This window comes from Streptomyces xiaopingdaonensis (assembly GCF_000262345.1).
Lineage (GTDB): Bacteria > Actinomycetota > Actinomycetes > Streptomycetales > Streptomycetaceae > Streptomyces > Streptomyces xiaopingdaonensis.
Genome location: NZ_AJTQ01000222.1, coordinates 1 through 22,842 on the forward strand (window position 1 = coordinate 1; position 22,842 = coordinate 22,842).

At 71.3% G+C, this 22,842-nt stretch carries 27 protein-coding genes; 13 read left to right on the forward strand and 14 right to left on the reverse strand.

Annotated elements, in window-relative coordinates; all coding sequences use genetic code 11:
* Positions 1 to 24 precede the first annotated feature (24 nt).
* The 3 genes from UWG_RS0117205 to UWG_RS0117215 all read right to left on the reverse strand — a co-directional run bounded on the left by UWG_RS0117205 (position 25) and on the right by UWG_RS0117215 (position 1,592).
* Positions 25 to 264: a hypothetical protein gene (locus UWG_RS0117205; protein ID WP_016908457.1), complete on the reverse strand. Its 240-nt coding sequence runs from the start codon at positions 262 to 264 to the stop codon at positions 25 to 27.
* Positions 265 to 403: 139 nt separating this feature from the next.
* Positions 404 to 907: a hypothetical protein gene (locus tag UWG_RS0117210; protein ID WP_237720128.1), complete on the reverse strand. Its 504-nt coding sequence runs from the start codon at positions 905 to 907 to the stop codon at positions 404 to 406.
* 259 nt (positions 908 to 1,166) lie between these two features.
* The gene (locus UWG_RS0117215) at positions 1,167 to 1,592 is read right to left on the reverse strand and encodes an SsgA family sporulation/cell division regulator (protein ID WP_016908459.1); all 426 of its coding nucleotides are present in this window, start codon (positions 1,590 to 1,592) and stop codon (positions 1,167 to 1,169) included.
* Between the two features lie 305 nt (positions 1,593 to 1,897).
* On the opposite strand from UWG_RS0117215, the gene UWG_RS0117220 reads away from it, so the two are divergent.
* Positions 1,898 to 3,634, forward strand: a complete 1,737-nt coding sequence (locus UWG_RS0117220; RefSeq protein ID WP_237720130.1) for an RDD family protein — start codon at positions 1,898 to 1,900, stop codon at positions 3,632 to 3,634.
* Positions 3,635 to 3,701: 67 nt separating this feature from the next.
* Complete coding sequence (locus UWG_RS0117225) at positions 3,702 to 4,370, forward strand: RDD family protein (RefSeq protein WP_016908461.1); 669 nt, start codon at positions 3,702 to 3,704, stop codon at positions 4,368 to 4,370.
* Positions 4,371 to 4,397: 27 nt separating this feature from the next.
* On the opposite strand, the gene UWG_RS0117230 is transcribed toward UWG_RS0117225, so the two are convergent.
* The 5 genes from UWG_RS0117230 to UWG_RS0117255 all read right to left on the reverse strand — a co-directional run bounded on the left by UWG_RS0117230 (position 4,398) and on the right by UWG_RS0117255 (position 7,316).
* Positions 4,398 to 5,837 carry a condensation domain-containing protein gene (locus tag UWG_RS0117230; protein ID WP_016908462.1) on the reverse strand — a complete coding sequence of 480 codons (1,440 nt, stop codon included), beginning with the start codon at positions 5,835 to 5,837 and terminating at the stop codon, positions 4,398 to 4,400.
* A gap of 162 nt (positions 5,838 to 5,999) precedes the next feature.
* Positions 6,000 to 6,221, reverse strand: a complete 222-nt coding sequence (locus tag UWG_RS0117235) for a hypothetical protein (RefSeq protein WP_016908463.1) — start codon at positions 6,219 to 6,221, stop codon at positions 6,000 to 6,002.
* A 325-nt stretch (positions 6,222 to 6,546) separates the two neighbouring features.
* The gene (locus UWG_RS0117240) at positions 6,547 to 6,768 is read right to left on the reverse strand and encodes a hypothetical protein (protein ID WP_016908464.1); all 222 of its coding nucleotides are present in this window, start codon (positions 6,766 to 6,768) and stop codon (positions 6,547 to 6,549) included.
* A 129-nt stretch (positions 6,769 to 6,897) separates the two neighbouring features.
* Positions 6,898 to 7,032 (reverse strand): hypothetical protein, encoded by a 135-nt coding sequence (locus UWG_RS33985; RefSeq protein ID WP_272943206.1) that lies wholly within the window; start codon positions 7,030 to 7,032, stop codon positions 6,898 to 6,900.
* On the reverse strand, positions 7,023 to 7,316 hold the full coding sequence (locus tag UWG_RS0117255; RefSeq protein ID WP_016908467.1) for a DUF7848 domain-containing protein: 294 nt from the start codon (positions 7,314 to 7,316) through the stop codon (positions 7,023 to 7,025). Before UWG_RS0117255 ends, UWG_RS33985 begins: the two co-directional genes overlap by 10 nt.
* Positions 7,317 to 7,516: 200 nt before the next feature.
* Between UWG_RS0117255 and UWG_RS0117260 the strand changes: the two genes are divergently transcribed.
* The 4 genes from UWG_RS0117260 (at position 7,517) to UWG_RS0117275 (ending at position 9,364) form a co-directional block, all read left to right on the forward strand.
* A complete protein-coding gene (locus UWG_RS0117260; protein WP_033196215.1) occupies positions 7,517 to 8,359 on the forward strand; it encodes a helix-turn-helix domain-containing protein in 843 nt (280 codons plus the stop codon).
* Positions 8,356 to 8,580 carry a DUF397 domain-containing protein gene (locus UWG_RS0117265; RefSeq protein ID WP_016908469.1) on the forward strand — a complete coding sequence of 75 codons (225 nt, stop codon included), beginning with the start codon at positions 8,356 to 8,358 and terminating at the stop codon, positions 8,578 to 8,580. The genes UWG_RS0117260 and UWG_RS0117265 overlap by 4 nt, the downstream gene beginning before the upstream one ends.
* Positions 8,581 to 8,856: 276 nt before the next feature.
* Entirely contained in the window at positions 8,857 to 9,036 is a 180-nt protein-coding gene (locus UWG_RS0117270; RefSeq protein ID WP_016908470.1) for a DUF397 domain-containing protein, read from the forward strand.
* Between the two features lie 112 nt (positions 9,037 to 9,148).
* A complete protein-coding gene (locus UWG_RS0117275; protein ID WP_016908471.1) occupies positions 9,149 to 9,364 on the forward strand; it encodes a DUF397 domain-containing protein in 216 nt (71 codons plus the stop codon).
* 92 nt (positions 9,365 to 9,456) lie between these two features.
* Here UWG_RS0117275 and UWG_RS0117280 read toward each other — a convergent pair whose 3' ends face one another.
* A complete protein-coding gene (locus tag UWG_RS0117280; protein ID WP_016908472.1) occupies positions 9,457 to 10,668 on the reverse strand; it encodes a serine hydrolase domain-containing protein in 1,212 nt (403 codons plus the stop codon).
* A 650-nt stretch (positions 10,669 to 11,318) separates the two neighbouring features.
* On the opposite strand from UWG_RS0117280, the gene UWG_RS0117285 reads away from it, so the two are divergent.
* A complete protein-coding gene (locus UWG_RS0117285; RefSeq protein ID WP_016908473.1) occupies positions 11,319 to 12,164 on the forward strand; it encodes an SDR family oxidoreductase in 846 nt (281 codons plus the stop codon).
* Between the two features lie 104 nt (positions 12,165 to 12,268).
* Here the strand turns inward: UWG_RS0117285 and UWG_RS0117290 are convergent, their stop codons facing one another.
* Together UWG_RS0117290 and UWG_RS0117295 are read right to left on the reverse strand one after the other, a co-directional pair.
* Entirely contained in the window at positions 12,269 to 12,829 is a 561-nt protein-coding gene (locus UWG_RS0117290) for a DinB family protein (protein ID WP_016908474.1), read from the reverse strand.
* Positions 12,830 to 12,875: 46 nt separating this feature from the next.
* Positions 12,876 to 13,256 (reverse strand): winged helix-turn-helix transcriptional regulator, encoded by a 381-nt coding sequence (locus UWG_RS0117295; RefSeq protein WP_016908475.1) that lies wholly within the window; start codon positions 13,254 to 13,256, stop codon positions 12,876 to 12,878.
* A 123-nt stretch (positions 13,257 to 13,379) separates the two neighbouring features.
* On the opposite strand from UWG_RS0117295, the gene UWG_RS0117300 reads away from it, so the two are divergent.
* A complete protein-coding gene (locus tag UWG_RS0117300) occupies positions 13,380 to 13,790 on the forward strand; it encodes a RidA family protein (protein WP_016908476.1) in 411 nt (136 codons plus the stop codon).
* A gap of 175 nt (positions 13,791 to 13,965) precedes the next feature.
* Here the strand turns inward: UWG_RS0117300 and UWG_RS0117305 are convergent, their stop codons facing one another.
* A complete protein-coding gene (locus UWG_RS0117305) occupies positions 13,966 to 14,355 on the reverse strand; it encodes a hypothetical protein (RefSeq protein WP_016908477.1) in 390 nt (129 codons plus the stop codon).
* Between the two features lie 1,280 nt (positions 14,356 to 15,635).
* Between UWG_RS0117305 and UWG_RS0117310 the strand changes: the two genes are divergently transcribed.
* Positions 15,636 to 15,983, forward strand: coding sequence for a hypothetical protein (locus tag UWG_RS0117310; RefSeq protein ID WP_016908478.1), 348 nt, complete (start codon positions 15,636 to 15,638; stop codon positions 15,981 to 15,983).
* Between the two features lie 25 nt (positions 15,984 to 16,008).
* Here UWG_RS0117310 and UWG_RS0117315 read toward each other — a convergent pair whose 3' ends face one another.
* Complete coding sequence (locus tag UWG_RS0117315) at positions 16,009 to 16,599, reverse strand: isochorismatase family protein (RefSeq protein WP_016908479.1); 591 nt, start codon at positions 16,597 to 16,599, stop codon at positions 16,009 to 16,011.
* Between the two features lie 235 nt (positions 16,600 to 16,834).
* Complete coding sequence (locus tag UWG_RS0117320) at positions 16,835 to 18,193, reverse strand: nicotinate phosphoribosyltransferase (protein WP_016908480.1); 1,359 nt, start codon at positions 18,191 to 18,193, stop codon at positions 16,835 to 16,837.
* A gap of 211 nt (positions 18,194 to 18,404) precedes the next feature.
* Here UWG_RS0117320 and clpS point away from each other — a divergent pair, with 211 nt between their 5' ends.
* The 4 genes from clpS (at position 18,405) to UWG_RS0117340 (ending at position 22,840) form a co-directional block, all read left to right on the forward strand.
* A complete protein-coding gene (gene clpS / locus UWG_RS0117325; RefSeq protein ID WP_026328747.1) occupies positions 18,405 to 18,728 on the forward strand; it encodes an ATP-dependent Clp protease adapter ClpS in 324 nt (107 codons plus the stop codon).
* Positions 18,728 to 19,351, forward strand: a complete 624-nt coding sequence (locus UWG_RS0117330; protein WP_016908482.1) for a DUF2017 domain-containing protein — start codon at positions 18,728 to 18,730, stop codon at positions 19,349 to 19,351. Before clpS ends, UWG_RS0117330 begins: the two co-directional genes overlap by 1 nt.
* Before the next feature lie 255 nt (positions 19,352 to 19,606).
* A complete protein-coding gene (locus tag UWG_RS0117335) occupies positions 19,607 to 21,061 on the forward strand; it encodes an amino acid permease (protein WP_016908483.1) in 1,455 nt (484 codons plus the stop codon).
* A gap of 213 nt (positions 21,062 to 21,274) precedes the next feature.
* The gene (locus UWG_RS0117340; RefSeq protein WP_016908484.1) at positions 21,275 to 22,840 is read left to right on the forward strand and encodes an alanine/glycine:cation symporter family protein; all 1,566 of its coding nucleotides are present in this window, start codon (positions 21,275 to 21,277) and stop codon (positions 22,838 to 22,840) included.
* The last annotated feature ends 2 nt before the right edge of the window (positions 22,841 to 22,842 follow it).

Below are 22,842 nucleotides of genomic sequence, written 5' to 3' on the forward strand. Positions count from 1 at the left end.
TGCTGCGCCTGGTGGCGCGGGAGGTCAGCGGGTGGTGCGCGGGAGCCGACGGCGGAGGCCGGCGAAGTGGTGCGCGCGGCAGCAGTCGACGGGCTCGCGCGTCGCCGCGGCGTCGGCTGCGGCGCGGAAGGCGGAGGGCGCGCACCGGTTCCGGAGGGCGCGCGAGGTGTCCGACGGCGCGTGGAGCGGCGCGGTCCGCCGGCGGGGCGCCGGGTGGGGAGCGCGAGTCGGCTCGGGCGGGTACGGCCGGGCGGTTTCGACCATGCGCACGACCGTTCCAAGCCGCCGCGTCCTGGTCAACGGCCGGGCGTTGCAGGCGTATGCCAGTCGTGCGAAGCACACGCGCCGGCCGATCCGCCGGGTTGTGCGGCGGATCGGCCGGCGCGCGCCGCGTACGCCCCCGTCAGCGGAGGTGCGGCAGCGTCGGTTGGGTGAGATCGGGCGCGCCGGGATCGGCTTGCGCGCCGGGACGCCCGGCGGTGCCGAGGTGCGGGCCGTCCAACAGCCTTGCCTGCGCGGACGGTTGGGGTGGGTCGTCGCCCGGGCCCGGGAGGGGCGGGCCGTCGGAGTGCGCCTCGGATGCAGGGGGCTCCATCGGTCCTTCGGCGATGCCCGCGAGCATCATCGGTCGGCGGAAGCCGGCGAGCTCCAGCAAGTGCGTGAGCGCGTCGCGGAGTTCGGGCGTGTAGAGCGCGCGTTCCTCGTCCGTCATGGCGAGGTCGACGGACTGGTCGCGCCTGGCGAACGCCGCGTTGACGCCGCTCAGGATCTTCAACAGCAGGTCGAAGGAGGGCGGGTCGAGCCGCTCGGCGAGCTGCCGCAGATACACCTGGGCGCGGTAGTGCGTGTCGGTGGTGCCACGACTCGTCCGGTCTGCCCGCTGGGTCGGGTCTTCTTCCGGAGGCATGGGCGGAATGATGGCGTATCTGCCGGGTCCCTGTGCACTGAATAGCAAAATATTCAACAATGTGAGGGGTCCTTTGTCCACTCCTCGATCGTGCGTGATCGGTCGTTGTCTCCACTCTTCCCAGGCGAGGGCGTCGGCCCCGCGCCGACGCGGGGCCGCCGCGGTGCGGCAGCCGCGGTGACAACTCCTCGTACCGATGGCGCAGTCGGCCACCCGGCGGCTGCGGTGGGCGCGTACGCACCGCGGCGTCAGCGCCCCGCTAGCGCGGCATGCCGTCCCCCGGCGCGAGCAGGGCGCCGAGCGCCTCGTCCAGCGCCGGTCCGTAGCTCTCGCTGCCGCTCGGCACCGCGCGCAACGTCTCGTCGAGCCACGCGCGCACGGGTGCGGCCGGCGCCTCCATGAGCGCTTCCCCGTCGGGCGAGGCGAGCGAGAGGAAGACGTGCGCACCGCCGCCCGCCGGCCACAGCCGCACGTCGCCGCGGCCGCTCGGGCGCTCGACGCCGTCGATGAGCAGGTCCCGCGCGAACGTCCAGTGGACGGGGGTGCCCGAGCCGATGTGGAAGGCCGCGTGGACCGCGTACGGGTCGTCGGGGTGGTAGGTGAGCCGTGCCGGGACCTGGACACTGCGGTCCTCCGACAGCACCAGACGGAGCTGGAGTTCGCGTTCGATCGGTGCCTTCTGCATGGTGTGCGCCCTTTCCGTTGCCTGCCGTTCTCCTGTCTCGCCACGTCGGCCGGGCGGACGCCGGAACCACCGGATCCCGCGTCCACCGAGCCGCGGCACTGGAGAGAGCGCCCCGGGCGCCGTTGCTTACACGGGTTCGCCGGCTTTTCTTCGTACGGTCTGCCTTCCGCCCGCGCCGTACGGGGTGTCGGAGGGTTCTGGTACATCTGGACGGCGTGGTCCGCGGTTGCGCGAGAATGCCTCTGTGGACGCGCCGGACGCTCCACGCAGACACCACGGACGAACAGATACGGGACTCGGACATCATGAGTGCGCCACCCTCAGGTTCCACGAACGGAAGCCCCAGCCCGGGGTTCTACCCGGACCCGTCGATCCCCGGCTACATCCGCTACTGGGACGGTTCGGCCTGGGTGCCCGGCACCAGCAGGCCCGAGCCGAAGGAGGGCGAGCCCTTCCCCGACCCGCCGTCCGGCGCCCCCGGTCGCCCCGCGGTGCCGGCGCCGCGCGCGTCGTCCCCGCCCGAGGAGCCGCCCGCGGAAGCGGAGCCGGCCCCCGGCTCCCCGGTGATCGACTGGGACGACCCGGCACGGCTGCACGGCAACAGGCCCGGCAGCGGGGCCTCTTGGGGTGCCGAACCGTCCGGCTCCGAGCCGTCAGGCGAGGCGCCGCCCAACTCCCCGGCGCTCGAGGTGGGTTCCTCCACGGGAGCCGCGTCGGACGAGGCGGGCCGACCGGCACCCCCGCCCGAACGCCCCGCCTCCGAACGCGAGTTGCCGGCACCGAGAGGCTCCGAGCCCGCCGACTCGGCCCCGGCCGCCACCGCCCCGGCCGACGCGCGTCCGCCGGAGCCGCAGGACGCCGCCCCGTCCGCTGCGTCGTCGCCGGGTGACGTCGTCCCGGCTGACGCCCCCGTGCCGTCGAGCCACACGCCCGGCGATCGAGCACCCTCCGCCGCGCCCGCGCCCCGCGACGCCACCCCAGTCGACGATCCGGCACCGCGGCGCCACGCTCCCGCCGACCGAGCCCCGACCACCGCACAGGCACCGCGCGACACCACCCCAGCCGACGCACCCCCCACCGACCCCGCCCCCGACCGGGCGACCCCGAACGCCGACCCGAGAGCCGGCTGGGGCGGAACCACGAGCGAACCCGCGCCCCAACGCACCGGCACCGAGGGCACGTCGACGCCCCCGAGCCGCGGCGAGCAGCCCCCGGTGCCGGAGGACCACACCGTCACCCTCGGCCCCGTCGCCCCCGGCAAAGGCGTGGGCAGGAAGCCGGCGGCGGAGAACACCGTCGGCCTCCGCCGCACCCCGGAGCAGCACGCGCCCGCACCGCACCCGGGCGCCCACGCCCCCGAGGGCGCCCTGCCGACCGCACCCGGCGGCGTACCGGTCCGGGCCGCCGCCCCGCACGCGGCCGGCCTGCCCGGCGCCCCCGCCCAGGGCGCTCCGCCCACCTGGGGTGCTCCGTCGAGCGGTCTCCCCGGCGACCCCGGGGAACAGGTGACGCCCTGGCGGCCCCCGGTGGTGAACCCGTTCGAGTCCGCACTCCGGACGACCCGCCCCGCGGGGCTCGGGCGTCGGCTGGCGGCGCGCGTCGTCGACCTGGTGCCGTCGCTCGCCGTCGCGGCCGGCGGTGTCCTCCTCTTCCTCGAACCCGCCCGCGACCACATCCAGGGCAAGATCGACGCCGTCGAGCAGGAGGGCGTCACCAAGCAGGTCTGGCTCCTCGACGCGACGACGGGCCTCTACCTCGCGCTCGTCCTCGCCGCGCTGCTCGTGCTGGGGCTCCTCTGGGAGGTCCTGCCGACGGTCCGCTGGGGACGCACGCCGGGGAAGAAGCTCTTCGGCGTGCGGGTCCTCGACGTGGAGCGGCAGGACCCGCCGCGCTTCGGCGCCGCGCTCGTGCGCTGGTTGGCCTACGGGGCGTCGGGTCTGCTCGTCGTCGGCGTCGTCAACCTGGCGTGGTGCCTCTTCGACCGGCCGTGGCGCCAGTGCTGGCACGACAAGCTCGCCCGCACCTTCGTCGGCAGGCCGTGACGCCGGCGCTCCCTCCGACGGCCCCACGCCGGATGCGCCGCGCCCGCCGCGGCGTTCCACTCGGGGCATGAGCGAGCAGAACCGCCCGGACGACCCGTACCGCCCTCCAGATCCCCCGAGCGGCGGCCACCCGCCGCCCGGCGGCGGCTCCCCGTACGGCAATCCGCCGCCTCCGCCCGACCAGGGCGCCGGAGGGCCACCGCAGTACGGAGCCGGCGGGGGCTACGGCCAAGGGCCGTACTCCGGCGGCCCGTACGAGGCACGGCAGGACCCGCTCGCCGGCATGCCGCCGCTCGCCAACCGCGGCAAGCGCCTGCTGGCGCGGATCATCGACGCGTTCGTCGTGGGCATCCCGGTGGGGATCGTGATGAGCCTCGCGGTCGGGTTCGACCGGGGCGGCAACGATGTCTCGGCGGCGCAGAACGGCCAGGGCTACTGGCAGCAGGGCGTCTACCTGCTCGTCTACCTCGTCTACGAAGGGCTGATGCTCAGCCACGGCGGGCAGACGGTGGGGAAGAAGCTGATGCGCATCCGCGTCGCCATGCTCTCCAACGGCGCGGTGCCGCACGGCACTCCGGCCTGGTTCCGGGCCGGCATCTACTCGCTTCCGGTCGTCGTCCCCTGCCTCGGCTTCCTCTTCTGGCTCCTCAACGTCCTCTTCTGCACCTGGGACAGGCCGTACCACCAGTGCCTCCACGACAAGGGCGCGCGGACCGTGGTGGTGGAGACGGACTGACCGGGGCACCGGCGGAGTCGGGCAGCGTCACACTCGTACGGGCACGTCGGCGGCGGCCATCGCCAATAGCGTCTCGCCGAGGACGTGCTGGAGGCTCGCCATTGTGGCGCGAGCCTGCGGGGTGTCCGCGTAGATGGAGTCGATGTGCAGGCCCTCGGCGTCGCGGACGAACCAGGAGTTGGTGCCGTTGGTCGCCGAGGACCACACGTGCAGTACGGGCTTCCAGCGCGGGTGGTGCTCGCTTCCGGGGCCCTTCCGGGTGTCGATGTAGCTGAAGAAGTTGACGGGGAACGGCCAGGAGCGAGCGGTGAAATGCTGCGGCGCCAGCAGCTCCCACGCCCGTACGAACGGTACTTGGAGGTTCTCCGTCGTCGCCGTGAACGACTCCCTGACGTCGCCGAGGAGCCGTGCGAGGTCGGAGAGGTCGGGCCCGTGCGGGAAGGAGGGGAAACCCGCCACGGGGAACTCGATGGGGAGCGTGTTCACGTACCAGCCCAGCGAGTTGCGGAGGGCACCCCCGCCCCGCTCGCTCACCGGCATCAGCGCGCGGTAGGTCTCCGGCCCTCCGAGGTCCCGCAGCGAGACCGCGACCCCCGCGAGCAGCCCCATGAACATCCGGCCGCCCGCCTCGCGGCAGCGCAGGTCGAGCGCTTCGGTGTCGCGCGCGCCGAGGAGCAGCGCCGACTCGTGGACGGGCGGGTACATCAGCTCCGGGTCGACGCCGAGGTCGAGCGGGAAGCGCGGGAAGAAACCGCCCCCGCGTTCGGCGAAGGACCGCCATCCGTCGAGGCACGGGTCCTCGATGCGCAACGAGGCGAACCTGCGTCGCTGTTCGTGCGCGAACTCCGCGTAGCTGCCGACCTCGGGGAGGTGCGGCTCCTCGCCGCGGTGCAGGGAGGCGTAAACGACCTGGATCTCGTGGACGACGTTGAGCATCGAGATGCCGTCGGCGACGATGTGGTCGAAGGCGAGGTAGACCGTCGTCGGCCCGCCCTCGCGCACCACGGCGCCCATCGTGTACAGCGGCCAGACGAGGGCGTCCGTCTCCTGCCGGAAGCTTTCGGACAGGAAGGCGCGCAGCTCCTCCTGCGAGCCGAACTCACCGACGTCCTCCGCCTCCAGGCGCACCTCGTCCACCGGGTACGTCGCAGCGGAGAGGTCGCCCGCGAGACGCCGGAACTCGCACCGCAGCACCTCGTGCCGCCGGGCCAGGGAGAGGAACGACGACTCCAGTGCGGCGTGGTCGAGTTGTCCCTCGATCTCGAACGTCAAAGCGAGCCAGCTTGCGAACGGCTCCCCTGCGCGGCGCGACTCCTCGATCGTCGAGAAGTGCTTGACCTGGTTGAACGATGCCTGTCTGCGCTCCGCACCGCCCTCGCATGCGTGCTCGGCCGCCGTCGACGCCAGCCGCCAGCGGATCACCCGCCCCGGCTCGACGTCGAGCCTGTCCAACGCGAACTGCCGCATACCGTCCCTCTTCCGCACCTGCTGACCCTGACTTCCCCGGCACAACGAGCGAGCCGCGGGAGGGCAACGTGCGGTGCGGTGGCGGGGTTTGGCCGTACGGAGGCCGCCGCGCCGCCGTTGTCCGTGCGGCGGGGCGGGCCCGCTCGGGGACGGCGGGCCAGGTCAGCCGGTGCCGTTGTGGCGGTAGGTGCGGACGCGTTCGGTGGGGCGGAGGAGGTGGAGGCGTCCGTCGTCGAGGTGGAGGACTCGCCCGTGTCCGGTGGTGCCGGGCGTGTAGAGCTCGACGATGGTGGCCCAGCGTCCGCCGTGCAGGACGCGGTCACCGCGGCGGAGGTCGAACGGGCCGTTCGCATGGGGGAGTTCGTACCAGCCGGTGCGGGTCATGGTGGGGTTCCTAGAGGTAGGTCTTCACGTGGAAGTCGGTGCAACGCTTGCCGTCGGGGAGCGCGGTCCGGTACGGGCAGGCCCCTCTTTGGGTTTCGGCGGCGGATTCGCTTTTCTTGAGCGGAGGATGGCGCCCGCGCCGGGATCGGTGACCCCGGGGGCTGCGATGGTCTCGTGGCTGGTATTTCCGTGTCGGACTCGCGTGCGTGAGCGAGGGGTTCGCGCACGGCGAGGTGCGCGGGCTCGGACGCGGCACCTCGAGGTTTCTTCCGTGCGGAGGTGTCCGCTCGGGCCCGGGACGGGGGCACCGGGGCCGAGCGGGGTCTCATCCGCGGGGTGTGCGGCGGTGGACGCGTACGCGTTCGGGTGGGCGGAGGAGTTGGAGGCGTCCGGTGTCGAGGTGGAGGACTCTGCCGCGGCCTGAACTGCCGGGGGAGTAGAGGTCGACGATGGTGGCCCAACGCTCTCCGTGCAGGACGCGGTCGCCGCGCTTGAGGTCGAACGGGCCGAGACCGCCGGGGAGTTCGTACCAGCCGGTGCGGATCATGGGGGTTCCTAGAGGTAGATCTTGGCATGGCAGTCGGCACACCGCTTGCCGTCGGGGGTGAGGGTGCGGTGTCGGCAGGGCTGCTCCTGCGGCTGCGGTTTCGGTTGCGGCTGTCGTTCTTCGAGCACGTCACGCTCCCGGACGGGTGAGCCAGGCGGCGCACAGCACGAAGCCGATGCCCGCGGTGATCGAGAAGAGGAGGAGGGGGCCTGCCCAGGCTCCGAGTCGGTGACGGGCGGCGTGCGCGGGGCGGGTCACAGCCACCGTCCCGGGATTGCGCGGTAGGGGAGCGTGACGTGCTCGCTGTACGTCAAGTGCCCGGGCTGCGAGTGGAGATGAGCAGCCACCCAGCCGTGCGCCTTCTCGGCGTCGGTGCTCGTCGGGCCGCTCTTGGAGCACACTCCGCACTGCATCGCGTAGACGCGGGGCTCGGCTTCCGGGGCGGTGTCCGGCGTGACGGTGTACTCGCGGAAGCGGAACCGCCGCTTGGTGCGGGGAAGTTGGCAGGCGGTGTTGGGGCTCGGTTCTTCCTTCGGTTGTACAGGCATGGCGCACACCTCCGACTTGGAACAGGGGTTGGTCGCTGCAAACTGATGTGCCGTCAACCACGCCTTATAAGCACGGAGTTGCAGCAAGTCGGGAACTGGCAGCAGTCTGCAACGCTCCCGCGGTGGATCGCAATGCCACTAACGAGTGCAATTGCTCGTGGAGTTGCGATGCCGATGCTGAAGCCGCCAGACTTGCGGATGTGACGACATCGAGCCCTGTAGTGCGACGCCGACGGCTGGGCCAAGAGCTTCGGCGCCTCCGTAATGCGGCCGGCTTCAAGAACGGCAACGAAGCCGCGACCCAACTCAAGTGGTCCACCTCGAAGTTGAGCCGCATCGAGGGCGGTCGCACGGCACCCATACCGGCGGACGTCAGCCGCATGCTCGACCTGTACAGCGTCGAGGAGGGGAGCGAGGAGCGGAAGAGGCTCACGGTCCTGACCAAGGAGGCCCGTAAGAAGGGCTGGTGGCAGCTCTACAGCGATATTCCGTACTCGACGTACATCGGGTTGGAAGCCGAGGCGTCGCAGCTTCTCACCTACGAAGCTGTGGTTCCCGGGCTACTACAGACTCGTCGTTACGCCGAGGAGATCAACCGGGCCACCAACCTCGGCCTTTCCGAGGAGACGCTCGAACAACGCGTTGATGTACGCCTTCAGCGGCAGAAGCTCCTTGTGGAGGGCTCAGAGCCACTCGAAGTGCGTGCTGTCCTCGACGAATCGGCGCTACGTCGCCTCGTCGGCGACCGCGACGTGATGCGGGAGCAGCTCAACCATCTGCTGGAAGTCGCAGAACTGCCGAATGTCCTGCTCCAGGTGATTCCCTTCTCATCCGGGGCTCATCCTGGGACGCTTGAAGGTCCCTTCATCATTCTGCGGTTCGCTGCTCAGGAAGACCCTGACGTGGTCTACGTCGAGGCCAACAGTGACCAGTACCCCGATGATGTGCAACGCTATGAGTTGGCGTTCGACAACCTGAGAGCTGCTGCCGCCAGCGTCCCCGAGACGCTGGCGCTGATCCGGAACATGGTGAATGACCTATGACGATCGACAAGGGCACGGACGTGAACCTTGCCCGTGCCACCTGGCGCAAGTCCAGCTACAGCCAGGCCAACGGGGCGTGCGTGGAGGTCGCTGGCGGTTTGCCATCGGTTGTCCCGGTGCGGGACTCGAAGGACACCGTGCGTGCGGCCTTGGTCTTTTCGTCGGCTTCTTGGTCAGCGTTCGTCGCCGCCACCAAGAGCCAGGACCGCGTGCAGTCCTGAACCGCGAGGAAATCGTCCCGCTCCAGCGCGATGCCGGAGCGGGGCTCTTGTCATGCGGCCATCCGCTACGGGACATGGAAGGCGGGCGTCCGCGCCAAGCGCCCTCTTGCAGTGCTTAGTTGTGAAACACAATGCGCCGCCGGTCCAACCACGTCGAGAACAGCGACCGGTGCCCCGATCGTGTGTCACGCTATGAGTCGGCGTTCCGCACCTTGAGAGCTGCTGCCGCCAGCGCCCCGAGACGCTGGCGCCGACCCGGAATGTGGTGAGTGGCCTATGACGATCGGCAAGGGCACGGACGTGAACCTCGCCCGCACCACCTGGCGCAAGTCCAGCTACAGCAACGCTGAAGGCGGCGCCTGCGTCGAGGTCGCCCCCGGCATCCCCGGCGTCGTCCCGGTACGTGACAGCAAGGTGACCGCAGGCCCCGTCCTGACCCCTTCGGCGAGCGCGTAGGCCGCGCTCGTGTCAGAGCTCCAAAAGGACGAACTCGTCTGACGCTGACCCTAGCTGGGCACGCTTTCCCTGTGCGCGGCACCGAATGGCGAGTGAGGGAGTGCGAGGACTCATGAACCGTCGTCTTGACCTTGCAGGCGCCACCTGGCGCAAGTCCAGCTACAGCAACGGGGAAGGCGGCGCCTGCATCGAGGTCGCCGACGGTGTGCCGTCGCTGGTCCCGGTGCGGGACTCGAAGGACACCGCGCGCGCGGCCTTGGTCTTCCCCTCGGCCGCGTGGTCAGCGTTCGTCACCGCCGCCAAGAACGAAGTCCGCACGCAGCCCTGAGCCACGAGCAACGTGCCCCGCCCCGGTGCGACACCGGAGCGGGGCAGTCGTCGTGCGGTCGCCGTCGTCCGGCAACACCGCGGTGCGAGCGGCTACTTGCAGATGGCCGTCTCCGTGAGGTCCTGGATGTGCTTGTGGGCCTTGGCCATCTCCTCGGGCTCGGCGGCCACCGCCATCGACAGCGCCGTGGTGGCCACCGTGGCCGCGCGGCCGTCGTCCGTGACGCCGCTGAAGCTCTCGTAGCCGTGGATGGAGCCGCCGTGGCCCCACAGGTCTTCACCGCAGGACAGGGGGGTGCGGAAGAGACCGAGGCCGTATTCGGTGTTCGGGGTGGGGGAGCCCTCGTCGGCCGCCACCGTGGTCTTCATCTCCTTCAGCTCGGCGGCGTTCAGCACCTCGCCGCCCAGCAGCGCGGAGAAGAAGCGGTTGAGGTCGCGCGGGGTGGTGACGAGCTGCCCCGCGGCCCATGCCTGGGACGGGTCGAGGCGGGAGATGTCCTTCAACTGGCCGCCGGGAGTCGTGGAGCCGTAGCCCTTGGGGTGGGTGTCCCGGATGCCGCGCTCGCCCACCTTCGGCCAGTAGGTGTCCTTGAGGCCGAGGGGGCGGATGACGCGGTTGGTGAGCACCTCGCCGAAGGGGCGGCCCGTGACCTTCTCGACGAGCAGGCCCGCCACGACGTAATTGGTGTTGCTGTACTGCCACTTGGCGCCGGGCTCGAACGCCGCCTTCTCGCTCAGGGCGAGGTCGAGCGTCTCACGCGGGTTGTAGTACCTGTCGCGGATCTTGAACGGGTTGGTGCCCAACGCCTGGGTGTACTCGGGCAGTCCACTGGTGTGCTGGAGCAGGTTCCGCACGGTGATCCGCTTCCCGTCGATGCCCTCGCCGCGTATCAGGCCCGGCAGGTACGTCTCTATCGGTTCGTCCAGCTTCACCTTGCCGTCCCCGACCAACTGGAGCACGACGGCCGCGGTGAACGACTTGGTGTTGCTGCCTGCCCGGACCTGGCCGTTCTCCGGCACGTCCGCGTCGGTCTTCATGTCACCGGTGCCGGCCGTGTAGTCGCGGACGTTCCCGTGGCGGTCCTCGACGGCGGCGAGTACGGCGGGGAAACCGTCCTTCTGCACCAGCGCCTCCGCGCCCTTGCTCACCGCGTCGCTGTCACCGGCGCCGTCGGAGGAGCCGTAGGCCAGGGAGCCGCCCACGGCGAGGCCGCCGCCCAGCACCGCCAACGCGGCGACCATCGACAACACACGGCCCCGCCGCTTCTTCGGCTCGTTCTCGGCGGAGGTCTGAAGAGAGGGCACGGTGTTTCCTTCCAGCGGGGCTGTTTTCGCGACCTCTTGAGCATGTCCTGGACCGACCGCCCTTTCGATGGCGCCAGCCTGCGGAAACCGGGTACAGCAGGCACTACCGCGGCCGTCAGGGTTTCCGTAGGGGATCGGCCGGTCGCGGGTGGGCGGGGCGGGCGGAAGGTGCGCTCGTCGCCGAAGCGGCGCAGGTAGCTCTGCCGGTGGCGGCCGGGGGCTCGGTTCCCCGTTCGTCTTCGCTGTCTTGCGCTTCGGGCTCGACGCGGACGGGGGCGGCCTGCTGCCTCTGCCGGGAGCCGGGCTGCCGTCCGACGGTCGTGTCCTTCGGACGCCTTTGCCGAGAGGCCGCCTGGCTGTCCGGGACATAGCGTGCTCCCCATGCGCACTGCTCGGACGGCAGGTCTCGCCGATGCCCGACGGATCACCGACGCGGGCCTCGCCGAGGCGGACCGCATCGGCCCGCCCCGCACCATCGCCGTGGCGGGCACGGGCGGGAACCCGGCCGCCGGTCTTCGCGGGCGGTGCGCCGCTCATGGCCGACGGCGAGGGAGCAGGACGGGGCCGCGGCCTCGTAGCCGCATCGGCGCCGGGCCATGGACGTCGGCGATCAGGAAGAACCGGGCAGCAGCAGGGAAGGGCGCGCAAACATGGCGGGACCGATTCTCATCACCGGCGCGGGCAGCGGATTCGGCAAGGAGGTCGCGTTGCGGCTCGCCGCGGCCGGACACGAGGTGATCGCGGGCGTGGAGATCATCGCCCAGGTCAGTACGGTCCGCGCCGAGGCCCGGGAGCGGGGCATCGCGCTGCGCGTCGAGAAGCTGGACGTCACCGACCCCGGCGACCGCGCACGCGCCCGGAGTTGGAACGTGGAGGTCCTGCTGAACAACGCCGGGGTCTCCGAGGGCGGTGCCACCGCCGACATCCCCGAGGAGCGGCTGCGCCGGCAGTTCGAGGTGAACGTCTTCGGGCCCGTTCTGCTCACTCAGGGGATCGCCCGGCAGATGGCGGCCCGCCGCAGCGGCCGCCTCGTCTTCATGTCCTCGGTCGCCGGCCTCACCGTCGACCCGTTCACCGGCGCCTACGCGGGCTCCAAGCACGCGGTGGAGGCGTTCGCGGACGCGCTGGACCAAGAGCTCGCCGAGTTCGGTGTCACGGTGGCGACGATCAACCCGGGCCCCTTCCTCACCGGGTTCAACGACACCATGTTCGAGACGTGGAAGGAATGGCGCGACAACCCGGCCGACCGCCTCTACGACTATTCCCAACTAGCCTTCCCGCACGAGCAGTTCGACCCCGAACCGGTCTACCGGCGGACCGTCGAGGTCCTGCTGGGCGAGGACCGCCGCTACCGGCACCTGCTTCCCGCCGAGATGGCGCCGCAGGCCCGGGAACAGGTCGACGCCCTGTGGGATCGCCGACTCAACGACGGACGCCGCCCCGACCTGGTGCAGAAGGCGTACGACATCAGCCCGGGCACACCGGCCGAATCCTGAGGAAGCTCCCTCGACGGCGAGTCGGCCGACGCCAGACCCTGCCCGTGGGCGCGATGATCGCCCGCAGCGAGGTGAGCGAGACGATCGCCGGCGAAGAGCTGGAGCTACGCCCCCGTGCCGTGCGCCTCCGTTCCGACGGCGCGCTGCAACCGGAGTTGGCCGATCTCGGCGACGTTCTTCATCAGCTCGGCGTTCACCCAGGCGACCATGTGCGCCACGGTGTGCCGGGGGTCGTGCTGCCAGGGGAACGGTGCGACGGCGGCCGACTCCCCGGCGGAGAGGCCGTCCAGGGCCGCGAGCCAGTCGGCCCGCAGGCCGCGCAGCCACTCGACGGCGGGGCTCCCGGGACCAGGCCAGACGATCTCCTCGCGCTCCCGCGGCGCCCTCCCGTGTGCATGATCCGCCGCCACGCTCCACCACCAGCCGATGTGCCAGCTGAGCCAGCCGATCGTCGGGACGGGCACGGGGTCCGGCTCGGTCTCCGCCCAGTCCGCGGTCCAGGTGCCGTCGTCGGTGCGGCGTACCGTCCAGCACTCGGTGGCGGGCTCCCAGAGGAAGTCGCCGGGTTCGAGACGCTCCAGGTGGTACTCGAAGAGCGACCAGACCAGGTCGAACTGCCAGCGGAGCAAGGGGAGCGTGGGCGCGTCGTCGGGCGGGGAGGTCATCGCGCGAGCCTCGCACGGCGTCCGCGCGAGGGAAACCGGTTATCGGTCAGGCGCCGAAGCGGAGGCGGGAGCTCTCGATGTCGCCCAGGTACCGATGGGTCCAGGCACAGATGCCGTCGACGGTCGCCAGCAGGGCGCGGCCCGGTTCGGTGAGGGTGTACTCGACCCGCGGCGGCACGACGGGGTGCACCGTCCGCTCGACGAGGCCGTTCCGCTCCAGCATGCGCAGGTTCTGGGTGAGCATCTTGTGGCTGACGCCCTCGACCTTCCTCCGCAACTCGCTGAAGCGCAGGGTGTGTTCACCGAGCGCCTCGATGATCAGCAGCGCCCACTTGTTGGCGACGTCCGAGAAGATCTCGCGGGCGAGCGTGTCCGCGCGCCGCAGGTCCGCCTCGTCGGGCGAGCCGCTGAACTGCTTGGTCACCATGGGGTTCCCCAGTCACTGAAAAGTGCGTTCTTCCACGTCGACGACAACTCTCTTACGGTTCCCCGGTAACCACAAGAGAGCGGCCCGTGCGGAGGCGCGGGCCCGCGCGAGGAGGCAACCAGCATGGCCGTCACTCTTCTCCACCCCGAAGGTCTGCCGCGGATCGACCTCTACCGGCACGTCTCCGTCGCCACCGGCTCCAAGCTCGTCTCCGTCGCCGGCCAGGTCTCCTGGGACGAGGACGGCGCGACGGTCGGCGCGGGCGACCTCGCCGCCCAGGTCGAGCAGTGCTACGTCAACGCCGCCACGGCCCTCGCGGCGGCCGGCGCCACGTTCGACGACGTCGTCAGGCTGAAGGTCTACGTCGCCGGGGGCTGGACTTCCGACCGGATGCCCCTCTTCGAGGAGGGCGTCGCACGCGCCGCCGCGAGGCTGGGGACCCGCCCGACGCCGCCCATCACGCTGATCGGCGTCGTTTCGCTGGACATCCCCGACCACCTCGTCGAGCTCGAAGTCACCGCGGTCGTGGAGTGAACTCAGCGCCGCACGGCGGAAGTCGAGCAGTGCACGAGGGAACCGCCACTGCCGCCGTCATGAGCGGTTCGCGCGGCCTCGCCGGGCAACTTGTCGCCGGTGGAGCCCAGTTGCGGCGGAAACTGCACCCCGACGCGGGGCGCCTCTGACCAAGCGCCGTACTACGAGGGGTAGTTCAGCGCCGCAGTGAGTACTCGGGGTGCCGGACCCGGTGCGCGTGCGCGAGGTGGCCGCGTACGGGGTCGGCCGGCTTCTCGACGGGCGGCGCGTCGGCGGCGTCCGAGCCGTCGGAGAACGCCGCGGTACGGGCCGGCTCGCGGCCCGTACCGCTCTGTGCGATATCTGCACCGCTGGTGGGTGCGGTGCGCGCGGCGGCGCGGGAGGCGAGTGCCGCACGCACGTAGGGGAGGGCGACGGCGACTGCGAGGCCCAACAGGAGGCCCACGACGGCAATCACCGCGGTCCCTGTGCCCGAGCGGGTCTGTGTCAGCCACAGCATGGCGAGCGTGGTGCAGACGACTGTGGCGGAACCGTAGGCGAGCTGTGCGGGGATCGGACGCGGCATGGCGGATTCCGCTCCTCGGATGTCGGTCTCGGGGGTTGGCAGCCGGTCGGACTGCTCCGGCGGACGGTGCGGGCCTGCGGACGAACTACCGGCTGGGACACCGGCCGTCGGCGGCACGGGCTCCCGCCGGCGGATGCAGGCCCCCGGGTGGAGCGGAGCGCCTGCGAACGACTCTAGGGCCGAGATGCCCGGGCCGATACCGCGGTAAGCGTGACCTGTGGCACGCGCCTGTTGCACGGGGGGCGCACCGGCGCACGGTGTCACCGGTACCCCAAGTCCCTTGGCACGGCGTGCCGTTGCACGTCCGCCCGGCGCGCCGCCCGGTGTTTCCCCACGTGCCGGGGGCGGCGCCGGACCGGGACGCCGGAGGCCCGCGTGCGGATGCGGGTACGCACGACGGCGTAGGGGCGTCCGCTGCGTACGGCCCTGCCGAACCCCGCCGCGAACTCGGCGAGGTTCCATCTCTCGTGCTCGGCACCGGACTTGGGCCCGGCTTCTCTCCCGCCTCGCCCGCCGCTCCGGGAGTCCTCGCCCGCGATGACGCGTGATGTTCGCAGTTGTAATCTGACGACGCGTCGGCCGCCATCGGCGCAGTACGCCGTGTGCCGCGTGGGGCCAGGGGGTCGATGTCGCACCGAAGAGCGCCGCGACGCGGTGTAGTTCCGTGCTCACGGTGTCAACTTCCGGCGCGACGCGCGTAGTTGGCATGCGCACGGCCCGGGTGCCTGCCGTCGGCCGGGAAGCCGAAGGGGCGGGCGGTACGGCCGCGGTTCCCGCTTGAGCGCCGAGAACGGGCGGTCGTCTTCCCGGTGTGCCTCCGCTCCCGTCACGCAACGTAGACAGGTGGGAGCAGAAGAGGACGAGCGGGAGCGTACCGCCGGATGGTGCGGCAGATCGGCGCATTGTGAGCCATCACTGGCGAAGAGTGGTCAACTCGACTATCCCTATACACCTGACAAAGCGTGCCTATTCGACTACGCGCACCTCGGGTTGATCAAGGAGGGCGCCGATGGCGGGTGACGAGCGCAACAAATTGATTTGCATCGTTGCAGGTCAAAACATGATCGGGCGTTACCCCCCTGGCGGTCAGCGCTCAATCGCGTTTAGATGCCTTACTAGGTCCACCGAAGCCGAGTCTCACGGGGGAGATGTTGATCATGTCAGGAGGCGGATTCGTCAGGCTGCCCGACGGCAGCGTGATCGTTGCGCTGACCCTTCCGCGGCCCCGACCGGCGGGCGCCGCACCCAGGAGCGAGTCGATCCCGCGGCTGTCACGCTCCGTGCAGCGAAGGCGACTCGAGATAGTCGAGGAGGCCGGAAGGCGCCGCTGGTCGGCGGCGGCCGACGAGCCGCACACCGTCCGCGCGGCCGCCCCGCGCCGCCGCCACGGCGACGAGCCCCGCGTCCGCGTCCTCGTCCACTCGGGGAACCGCGCACGCGCCCTCACCCGCCTCCGCAACCTCGGCCTGCGCGCCGTCTACCTCAACGGCAACGCGGAGCCGCCCACGACCGACGAGGTCACCGCCGTGCTCCACCACCCCGAGGGCCTCGTCTGGCGCGCCGTCCCCGAGGACGAGGCCGAGCCCTGGCGCCCCATCGCCTCGCTCCTCCGCGTCGGCACCGCCTGACAGGCACGGCCTGACGGGCGCGGCCTCAGGCGCGTACGACGGGGGCGCCGAGCAGCCCGACGCCCGCCTTCCGCAGCTCCTCCAGCGCCTGCTCGGTCGTCTCGGGCGCCACGCCCGCCGTGAGGTCGAGGAGGACCTGCGTGCGGAAGCCCTCGCGCTCCGCGTCGAGCGCGGTGGCCCGTACGCAGTGGTCGGTGGCGATACCGACGATGTCCACCTCGGCGACGTCGCGCTGCCGCAGCCACTCGGCGAGCGGCAGCCCGTTCTCGTCGGCGCCCTCGAACCCGCTGTAAGCGGCGGTGTACTTCCCCTTGTCGAAGACGGCCTCGATCGCCCCGCCGGCGACCGCGGGGGCGAAGTTCGGGTGGAACCCCACCCCTTCGGTGCCCGCGACGCAGTGCACCGGCCAGGAGTCGACGAAGTCCGGGTGGGCCGAGAAGTGGCCGCCGGGGTCGACGTGGTGGTCGCGCGTGGCGACGGTGTGCCGGTAGCCGGCGGAGGCGTCGCCCACCAACTCCGTGATGGCGGCGGCGACGTCGGCCCCGCCTGCGACGCCCATGCTGCCGCCCTCGCAGAAGTCGTTCTGCACGTCGACGACGATCAGTGCCCGGTGCATGGTCCACACCCTTCGGCCGGAGCGGTGGCGCCCGGCCTGGTCCTGGCCGGGCCGCCGGGGACGGCGGCACCGCGGCGGCCGGTCGCATGCGGCCGGCGCGTCCACGGGGTTCGAGCGTAAGACACCCGTACGGAACGCGCAGCGCGCACCCCCTCCCGTCGGCGCGGTCGGCCCGACGGCCACCGGATGCCGGGGCCGATCGCCGCCGGGCGCAAGGGAGTTGGGCGCCGGTGGCTCAGAGGTGCTCGGTCGGCAGCACCGGCTCCCCGCGGGAGAGCTGCATCGCCGACATCGGCAGCCCCGCCACCGCGGACCGGTGCCGCTCCCGCGCCGCCGAGAGCGCCTCGCGGCCCACCGCCTCGCCGCCCCTGAAGAACTCCCGCTGCACCAGGTGCGGCTCCAACTCCTCCGGCACGGACCCCGTTCCGACGACCTCCGCCTCGGCCACACCTGCCCCGTCGGGCCGCCGCGCGGCCCACTTGGCGCCCCCGAGCGACTGCTTGCCGCCCATCGACCGCTTCGCCACCGGCCGCAGCGGCGCCCCCGGCTCGTTCGAGTCGGCCCGCGCCACGAGCTTGTACACCATCGAGCACGTCGGATGCCCGCTTCCCGTGACGAGTTGGGTGCCGACCCCGTACGCGTCGACGGGCGCCGCACCGAGCGAGGCGATGGCGTACTCGTCGAGGTCGCTGGTGACGACGATCTTCGTGTGCTCGGCGCCGAGCTCGTCCAACTGCTGGCGCACGCGGTGCGCGAGGAGGAGCAGGTCCCCCGAGTCGATCCGGACGGCGCCGAGTTCGGGCCCCGCGACCTCGACCGCCGTGCCGACCGCCTCGGCGACGTCGTAGGTGTCTACGAGGAGGGTGGTGCCGCGCCCCAGCGACTCGACCTGCGCGGTGAACGCGCCGCGCTCGGTGTCGTGGAGGAGGGTGAAGGAGTGCGCCGAGGTGCCGACGGTGGGGATGCCGTACCGGTGTCCCGCCGCGAGGTTGGAGGTGGTGTCGAAACCGCCGATGTATGCGGCGCGCGAGGCGGCGACGGCGGCGAGTTCGTGGGTGCGTCTCGCGCCCATCTCCAGCATCGTCCGGCCGTGCGCCGCCAGCGCCATCCGCGACGCGGCGGCGGCGACCGCGGAGTCGTGGTTGAGGATGGAGAGCAGCACCGTCTCCAGCAGCACGCACTCCGCGAAGGTGCCCTCGACGCGGAGCAGGGGCGAACCGGGGAAGTAGACCTCCCCCTCGGGGTAGCCGACGATGTCGCCGCCGAACCGGTAGTCGGCGAGCCACTCCAGCGTCGGCTCGTCGACGACGCGGGCCTCGCGGAGGAACTGGAGCGTCGAGGAGTCGAAGCGGAAGTTCTCGACGGCGTCGATCACGCGCCCGTTCCCCGCCATCACGCCGTACCTGCGGCCGCCGGGGAGGCGCCGGGTGAAGACCTCGAAGGCGGAGCGCCGGTGCGCGGTGCCGTCCGCCAACGCCGCCTGCACCATGGTCAGTTCGTACTGGTCGGTGAAGAGCGCGGTGGAGGGTACGGAGACCGGCAGCCCCGCTGCCGCGTCCGGGCTCGCGGGCGCTGCCTCGCCTGGTCGGTCCACGGGACTCACCTCGTGCGTCGGGTTTGCCGGCCCCTCGTACGGCGGCCGGTGCTGTTGGTGTGCCTCGGTGCGCGTGACGGCGGTGCCCGCCGCCGGCGCCGAGGATACCCTTCATTTCGTCAGCATGACGATATAAGGCGGGGTGCCGCCGCCTCTCTCCGGGGCGGCGGAGAGCCGGCTCTTTGTGCCGCAGGCGGCGGCTGATGGCAGCATGGACCCCGTGAGTGTCGCGCCGACCGAGAAGCCGATGGAGACGGAGAACCCGGAGACCGGTGAGGAGCATGCCGAGGTCCCCGCGGCGAACGTCCCGTGGGTCACCGTGGTCCACAACGACCCGGTGAACCTGATGAGTTACGTGAGCTACGTCTTCCAGGCATACTTCGGCTATTCGAAGGACAAGGCCAAGAAACTGATGATGGACGTGCACCACAAGGGCCGGGCGATCGTCTCCACCGGCAGCCGCGAGGAGATGGAGCGGGACGTGCAGGCGATGCACAGCTACGGCCTCTGGGCCACGCTCCAGCAGGACCGCTGATGGCGGGGTACTTCGAGGCCACCTCGGACGGCGCCGCCGTCGCGCTCGACGAAGTTGAGATCTCCATCCTCCGCAGCCTCACCGTCCAACTCCTGGAGCTGATCGGCCCCGGCGACGCGGACTCCGGCAGCGAGGAGGCCGACCCGCTCGACGCCCTCTTCGCCGAGGGCCCGAGCGAGCCCCCCACCGATCCGGCGCTCGCCCGCCTCTTCCCCGACGCGTACGGCGAAGGACCCGGCGGGACACCGGAGGCGAAGACGCCGGAGGCGCAGGCCGAGGCCGCCGAGGCGCGCTCGGCCTCCGCCGAGTTCCGCCGCTACACCGAGACCGACCTGCGTGCCGGCAAGCGCGACGCCGGCCTCGCCGTCGTCCGCTCCCTCGACGCGCTGCGACCGGCCGAGAGCGGCGCCGTCCTCACGCTGGGCCCCGAGGACTCACGCGTCTGGCTCGGCGTCCTCAACGACCTGCGGCTGGCGCTCGGTGCCCGCCTGGAGATCACCGACGACGAGGACAGCGGCGAGCTCTACCAGCTCCCCGACTCCGATCCGCGCAAGCCGATGGTGATGGCCTTCCTCTGGCTGGGCGGTCTCCAGGAGACGCTCGTCGAGACGCTCCTCCCCTGACCCGACCGCCCCAAGAGCCCCGCACCGCACGCCGGTTGCGGGGCTCCGCCGCTGCACGCGTCGGGCGCCCCGCACCCGCCGTCCGGTGGTCCCGCGGCCGGTCGCCGCTTCGTCCGCGCCCGGCGGTGGTACGGCTGCGTCTGCGAGCCAGGCGCACGCCCGGGGGCGCATCGCGGCCGACGGCCGCTGGGCCGCGCCCCCGGACCGCGAGCCGGCCGGCCGAGCGCCGGCCGAGGGAGAGAGGCGGGGCCACACATGACCTCCGAGCAGGTCGAAGAACCACCGCCGCCGGAGGAGCCGACGGGCCCCGCGCGGCGCGTCACACCGACCGCGTCGGGGGAGGAGGGGTACCGGAGGGGGCTCGGCAGCCGGCAGATCCAGATGATCGCGATCGGCGGCGCCATCGGCACCGGGCTCTTCCTCGGCGCCGGCAAGACGATCCACAGGGCCGGTCCGAGCATCATCCTGGCGTACGCGGTCGCGGGCGTGGTGATCTACTTCATCATGCGGGCGCTCGGCGAACTCCTCATGTACCGCCCGGTGTCCGGCGCCTTCTCCGAGTACGCGCGGGAGTTCCTCGGCCCCTTCTTCGGCTTCGCCACCGGCTGGACGTACTGGCTCTTCTGGGTCGTCACCGGCATGACGGAAGTGACCGCCGCGGCCACCTACGTCCACTACTGGTGGCCAGGGGTGCCGCAGTGGACGTCGGCGCTCGCCTTCACGCTGCTGCTCTACGCGGCGAACCTGATCTCCGTGAAGATCTTCGGGGAGATGGAGTTCTGGTTCTCGATGGTCAAGGTCACCGCGATCATCGGGATGATCCTCGTCGGCCTCGGCGTGATCACCTTCGGCTTCTCCGCCGCCGGCTCCGACGCCTCCTTCGGCCAACTCTGGTCGCACGACGGCTTCTTCCCCAAGGGCGTGGGCGGCACCCTGATGACGCTCCAGCTCGTGATGTTCTCCTTCGTCGCCGTCGAGCTCGTCGGCGTGACCGCCGGTGAGTCGAAGACGCCGGCGAAGGACCTGCCGCGGGCGATCAACACCGTTCCCTGGCGGATCGCCCTCTTCTACGTCGGGGCGCTGACAGTGATCCTCTCCGTCGTCTCCTGGACCGCCTTCGAGCCGGGCACGAGCCCGTTCGTCGCCGCCTTCGCCCGGATCGGGCTCCCCGCGGGCGCGGGGATCGTCAACTTCGTCGTGCTCACCGCGGCGCTCTCCTCCTGCAACTCCGGGATGTACTCCACCGGCCGGATGCTGCGGGACCTGGCGCGCAACGGGCAGGGCCCGGCCTTCCTCACCAGGCTCAGCGGCAACGGCCTCCCGCTGCTGGGGACGACGGTCTCGGTCGCACTGATGCTCGTCGGCGTCTGGATCAACTACCAGTGGCCCTCAAAGGCGTTCGACTACGTGGTCTCCTTCGCCACCATCTCGGGCATGTGGGCCTGGATCATGATCCTGCTCGCGCAGCTCCGCTACCGGCGGCTCTCCGACCGCGGCCTCCTGCCGCGCTCCCCGTTCCGCGCGCCCGGCACGCCGTACACGAGCTGGTTCGCGCTCGGGTTCATCGGGCTGACGCTCGCCGTGATGGCCGTCGACCCGGACGCGCGCGTCTCCCTCTACGGGGCGCCGCTCTGGGCGGCGCTCCTCGTCACCGCCTACCGGGTGATCAAGTCGCGCGCCCCCGAGGTCTTCGACGAGCCCCGCCCCTGAGGCGGGCCGGCTCCGCACCCAAATGCTCGGACATCGGCGGAGAAGACGACTCGATTCCCTTGCACAGTACGGGAGTTGAGCCTTTGTCCGCTCTTTGTCAAGGTCGTGACCTGCGAGTTCTCCTGTGGTAGGAACAGCTGACCGCTCGCCTACGGTTCGCCGCGCCCGTCCGGCCGATGCGGGGAAATCCGTCCGTACGGCCAAGGGAAATGCATGGCGACTGAATCCTGGACCGACCGAGTCGACAGCACGATCAATGATCTCGTCGACCCGGTCTCGACCCTGTTGAACGACCTCGTCTTCTACGAGGTGAACGTCTTCGGCGCGAGCATGCCGCTGATCGTGGCCTGGCTCGTCATAGCCGGCCTCGTCTTCTCCTGCTACTTCGGCTTCGTGCAGGTCCGCCGCATGCCGCTGGCGCTGCGGCTGGTACGGGGCAGATACGACCAGCCGGACGCGGCGGGCGAGCTCACCCACTTCCAGGCGCTCACCTCCGCCGTCTCCGGGACGGTCGGTCTCGGCAACATCGCGGGCGTCGCCATCGCCGTCTCGATCGGCGGCCCCGGCGCGACGTTCTGGATGATCCTCTGCGGATTCCTCGGCATGGCCACCAAGTTCGTCGAATGCACGCTCGGCGTGAGGTACCGGAAGATCAACGAGGACGGGACCGTCTCCGGCGGCCCCATGCGCTACCTCACCCACGGCCTCGCCGAACGCGGACTGCCCGGGCTCGGCAAGGTGCTCGCCTTCTGCAGCGCCGTGATGATCCTCTTCTTCGCCTTCTTCGGCGGCAACCTCTTCCAGGTCAACCAGTCCCTCGAGCAGCTGACCGCGGTGACGGGCAAGGAGGACAGCATCTTCGCCTCCTCGGGCGGCTCGCTCGCCTTCGGCGTCGTCCTCGCGCTGCTCATCGGGCTCGTGCTGCTCGGCGGTGTGAAGGCGATCGGCCGCGTCACCAGCCGCCTCGTGCCCGCGATGGCCCTCGTCTACATCGCCGGCTGCCTCATCGTGATCGGCTTCAACGTCGGCTCCGTCCCGTCCGCGCTCGCCACCATCGTCACCGAGGCGTTCAACCCGCAGGGCGTCGCCGGCGGCCTGATCGGCGCCCTGATCATCGGCTTCCAGCGGGCCGCCTGGTCCAACGAGGCCGGCATCGGCTCGGCGTCGATCGCCCACGCGGCCGTGAAGACGAAGCGCCCCGCGACCGAGGGGCTCGTCGCCTCGCTCGAACCCTTCATCGACACCGTGATCGTCTGCACCATGACCGCCGTCACCATCGTCATCGCCGGCGGGCCGCTCTACGAGGGCCTGCGCGAGAAGGCCGCTGCCGGTGAGGAGGTCAACACCGGCACCGGCGCCGGCATCTCGGTCACCTCCGACGCCTTCGAGACGGCGCTGCCGTGGTTCCCCTACGTCCTCACCGTCGCGGTGCTGCTCTTCGCCTTCTCCACCGCGCTCACCTGGAGTTACTACGGCCTGAAGACCTGGTCGTTCCTCTTCGGCGAGAGCCGCGCCTCGGTCCTCGTCTACAAGGTGGTCTTCAGCCTCGTCACCATCGCGGGCGCGCTGCTCTCCCTCGGCGCCCTCGTCGATCTCTCCGACGCCGTCCTCTTCGGTGCCGCGCTCTTCAACATCGCCGGCCTCTACCTGCTGATGCCGATCGTCAAGCGCGAGCTGCGGAAGGTGCTCGACTACGCCCGGCGCAAGGACGCAGGCGACTCGGACGAGGAGATAGAGCGCGACGAAGCACGCGCGGAGGAGGCGGCGCAGGCCGGCTGACG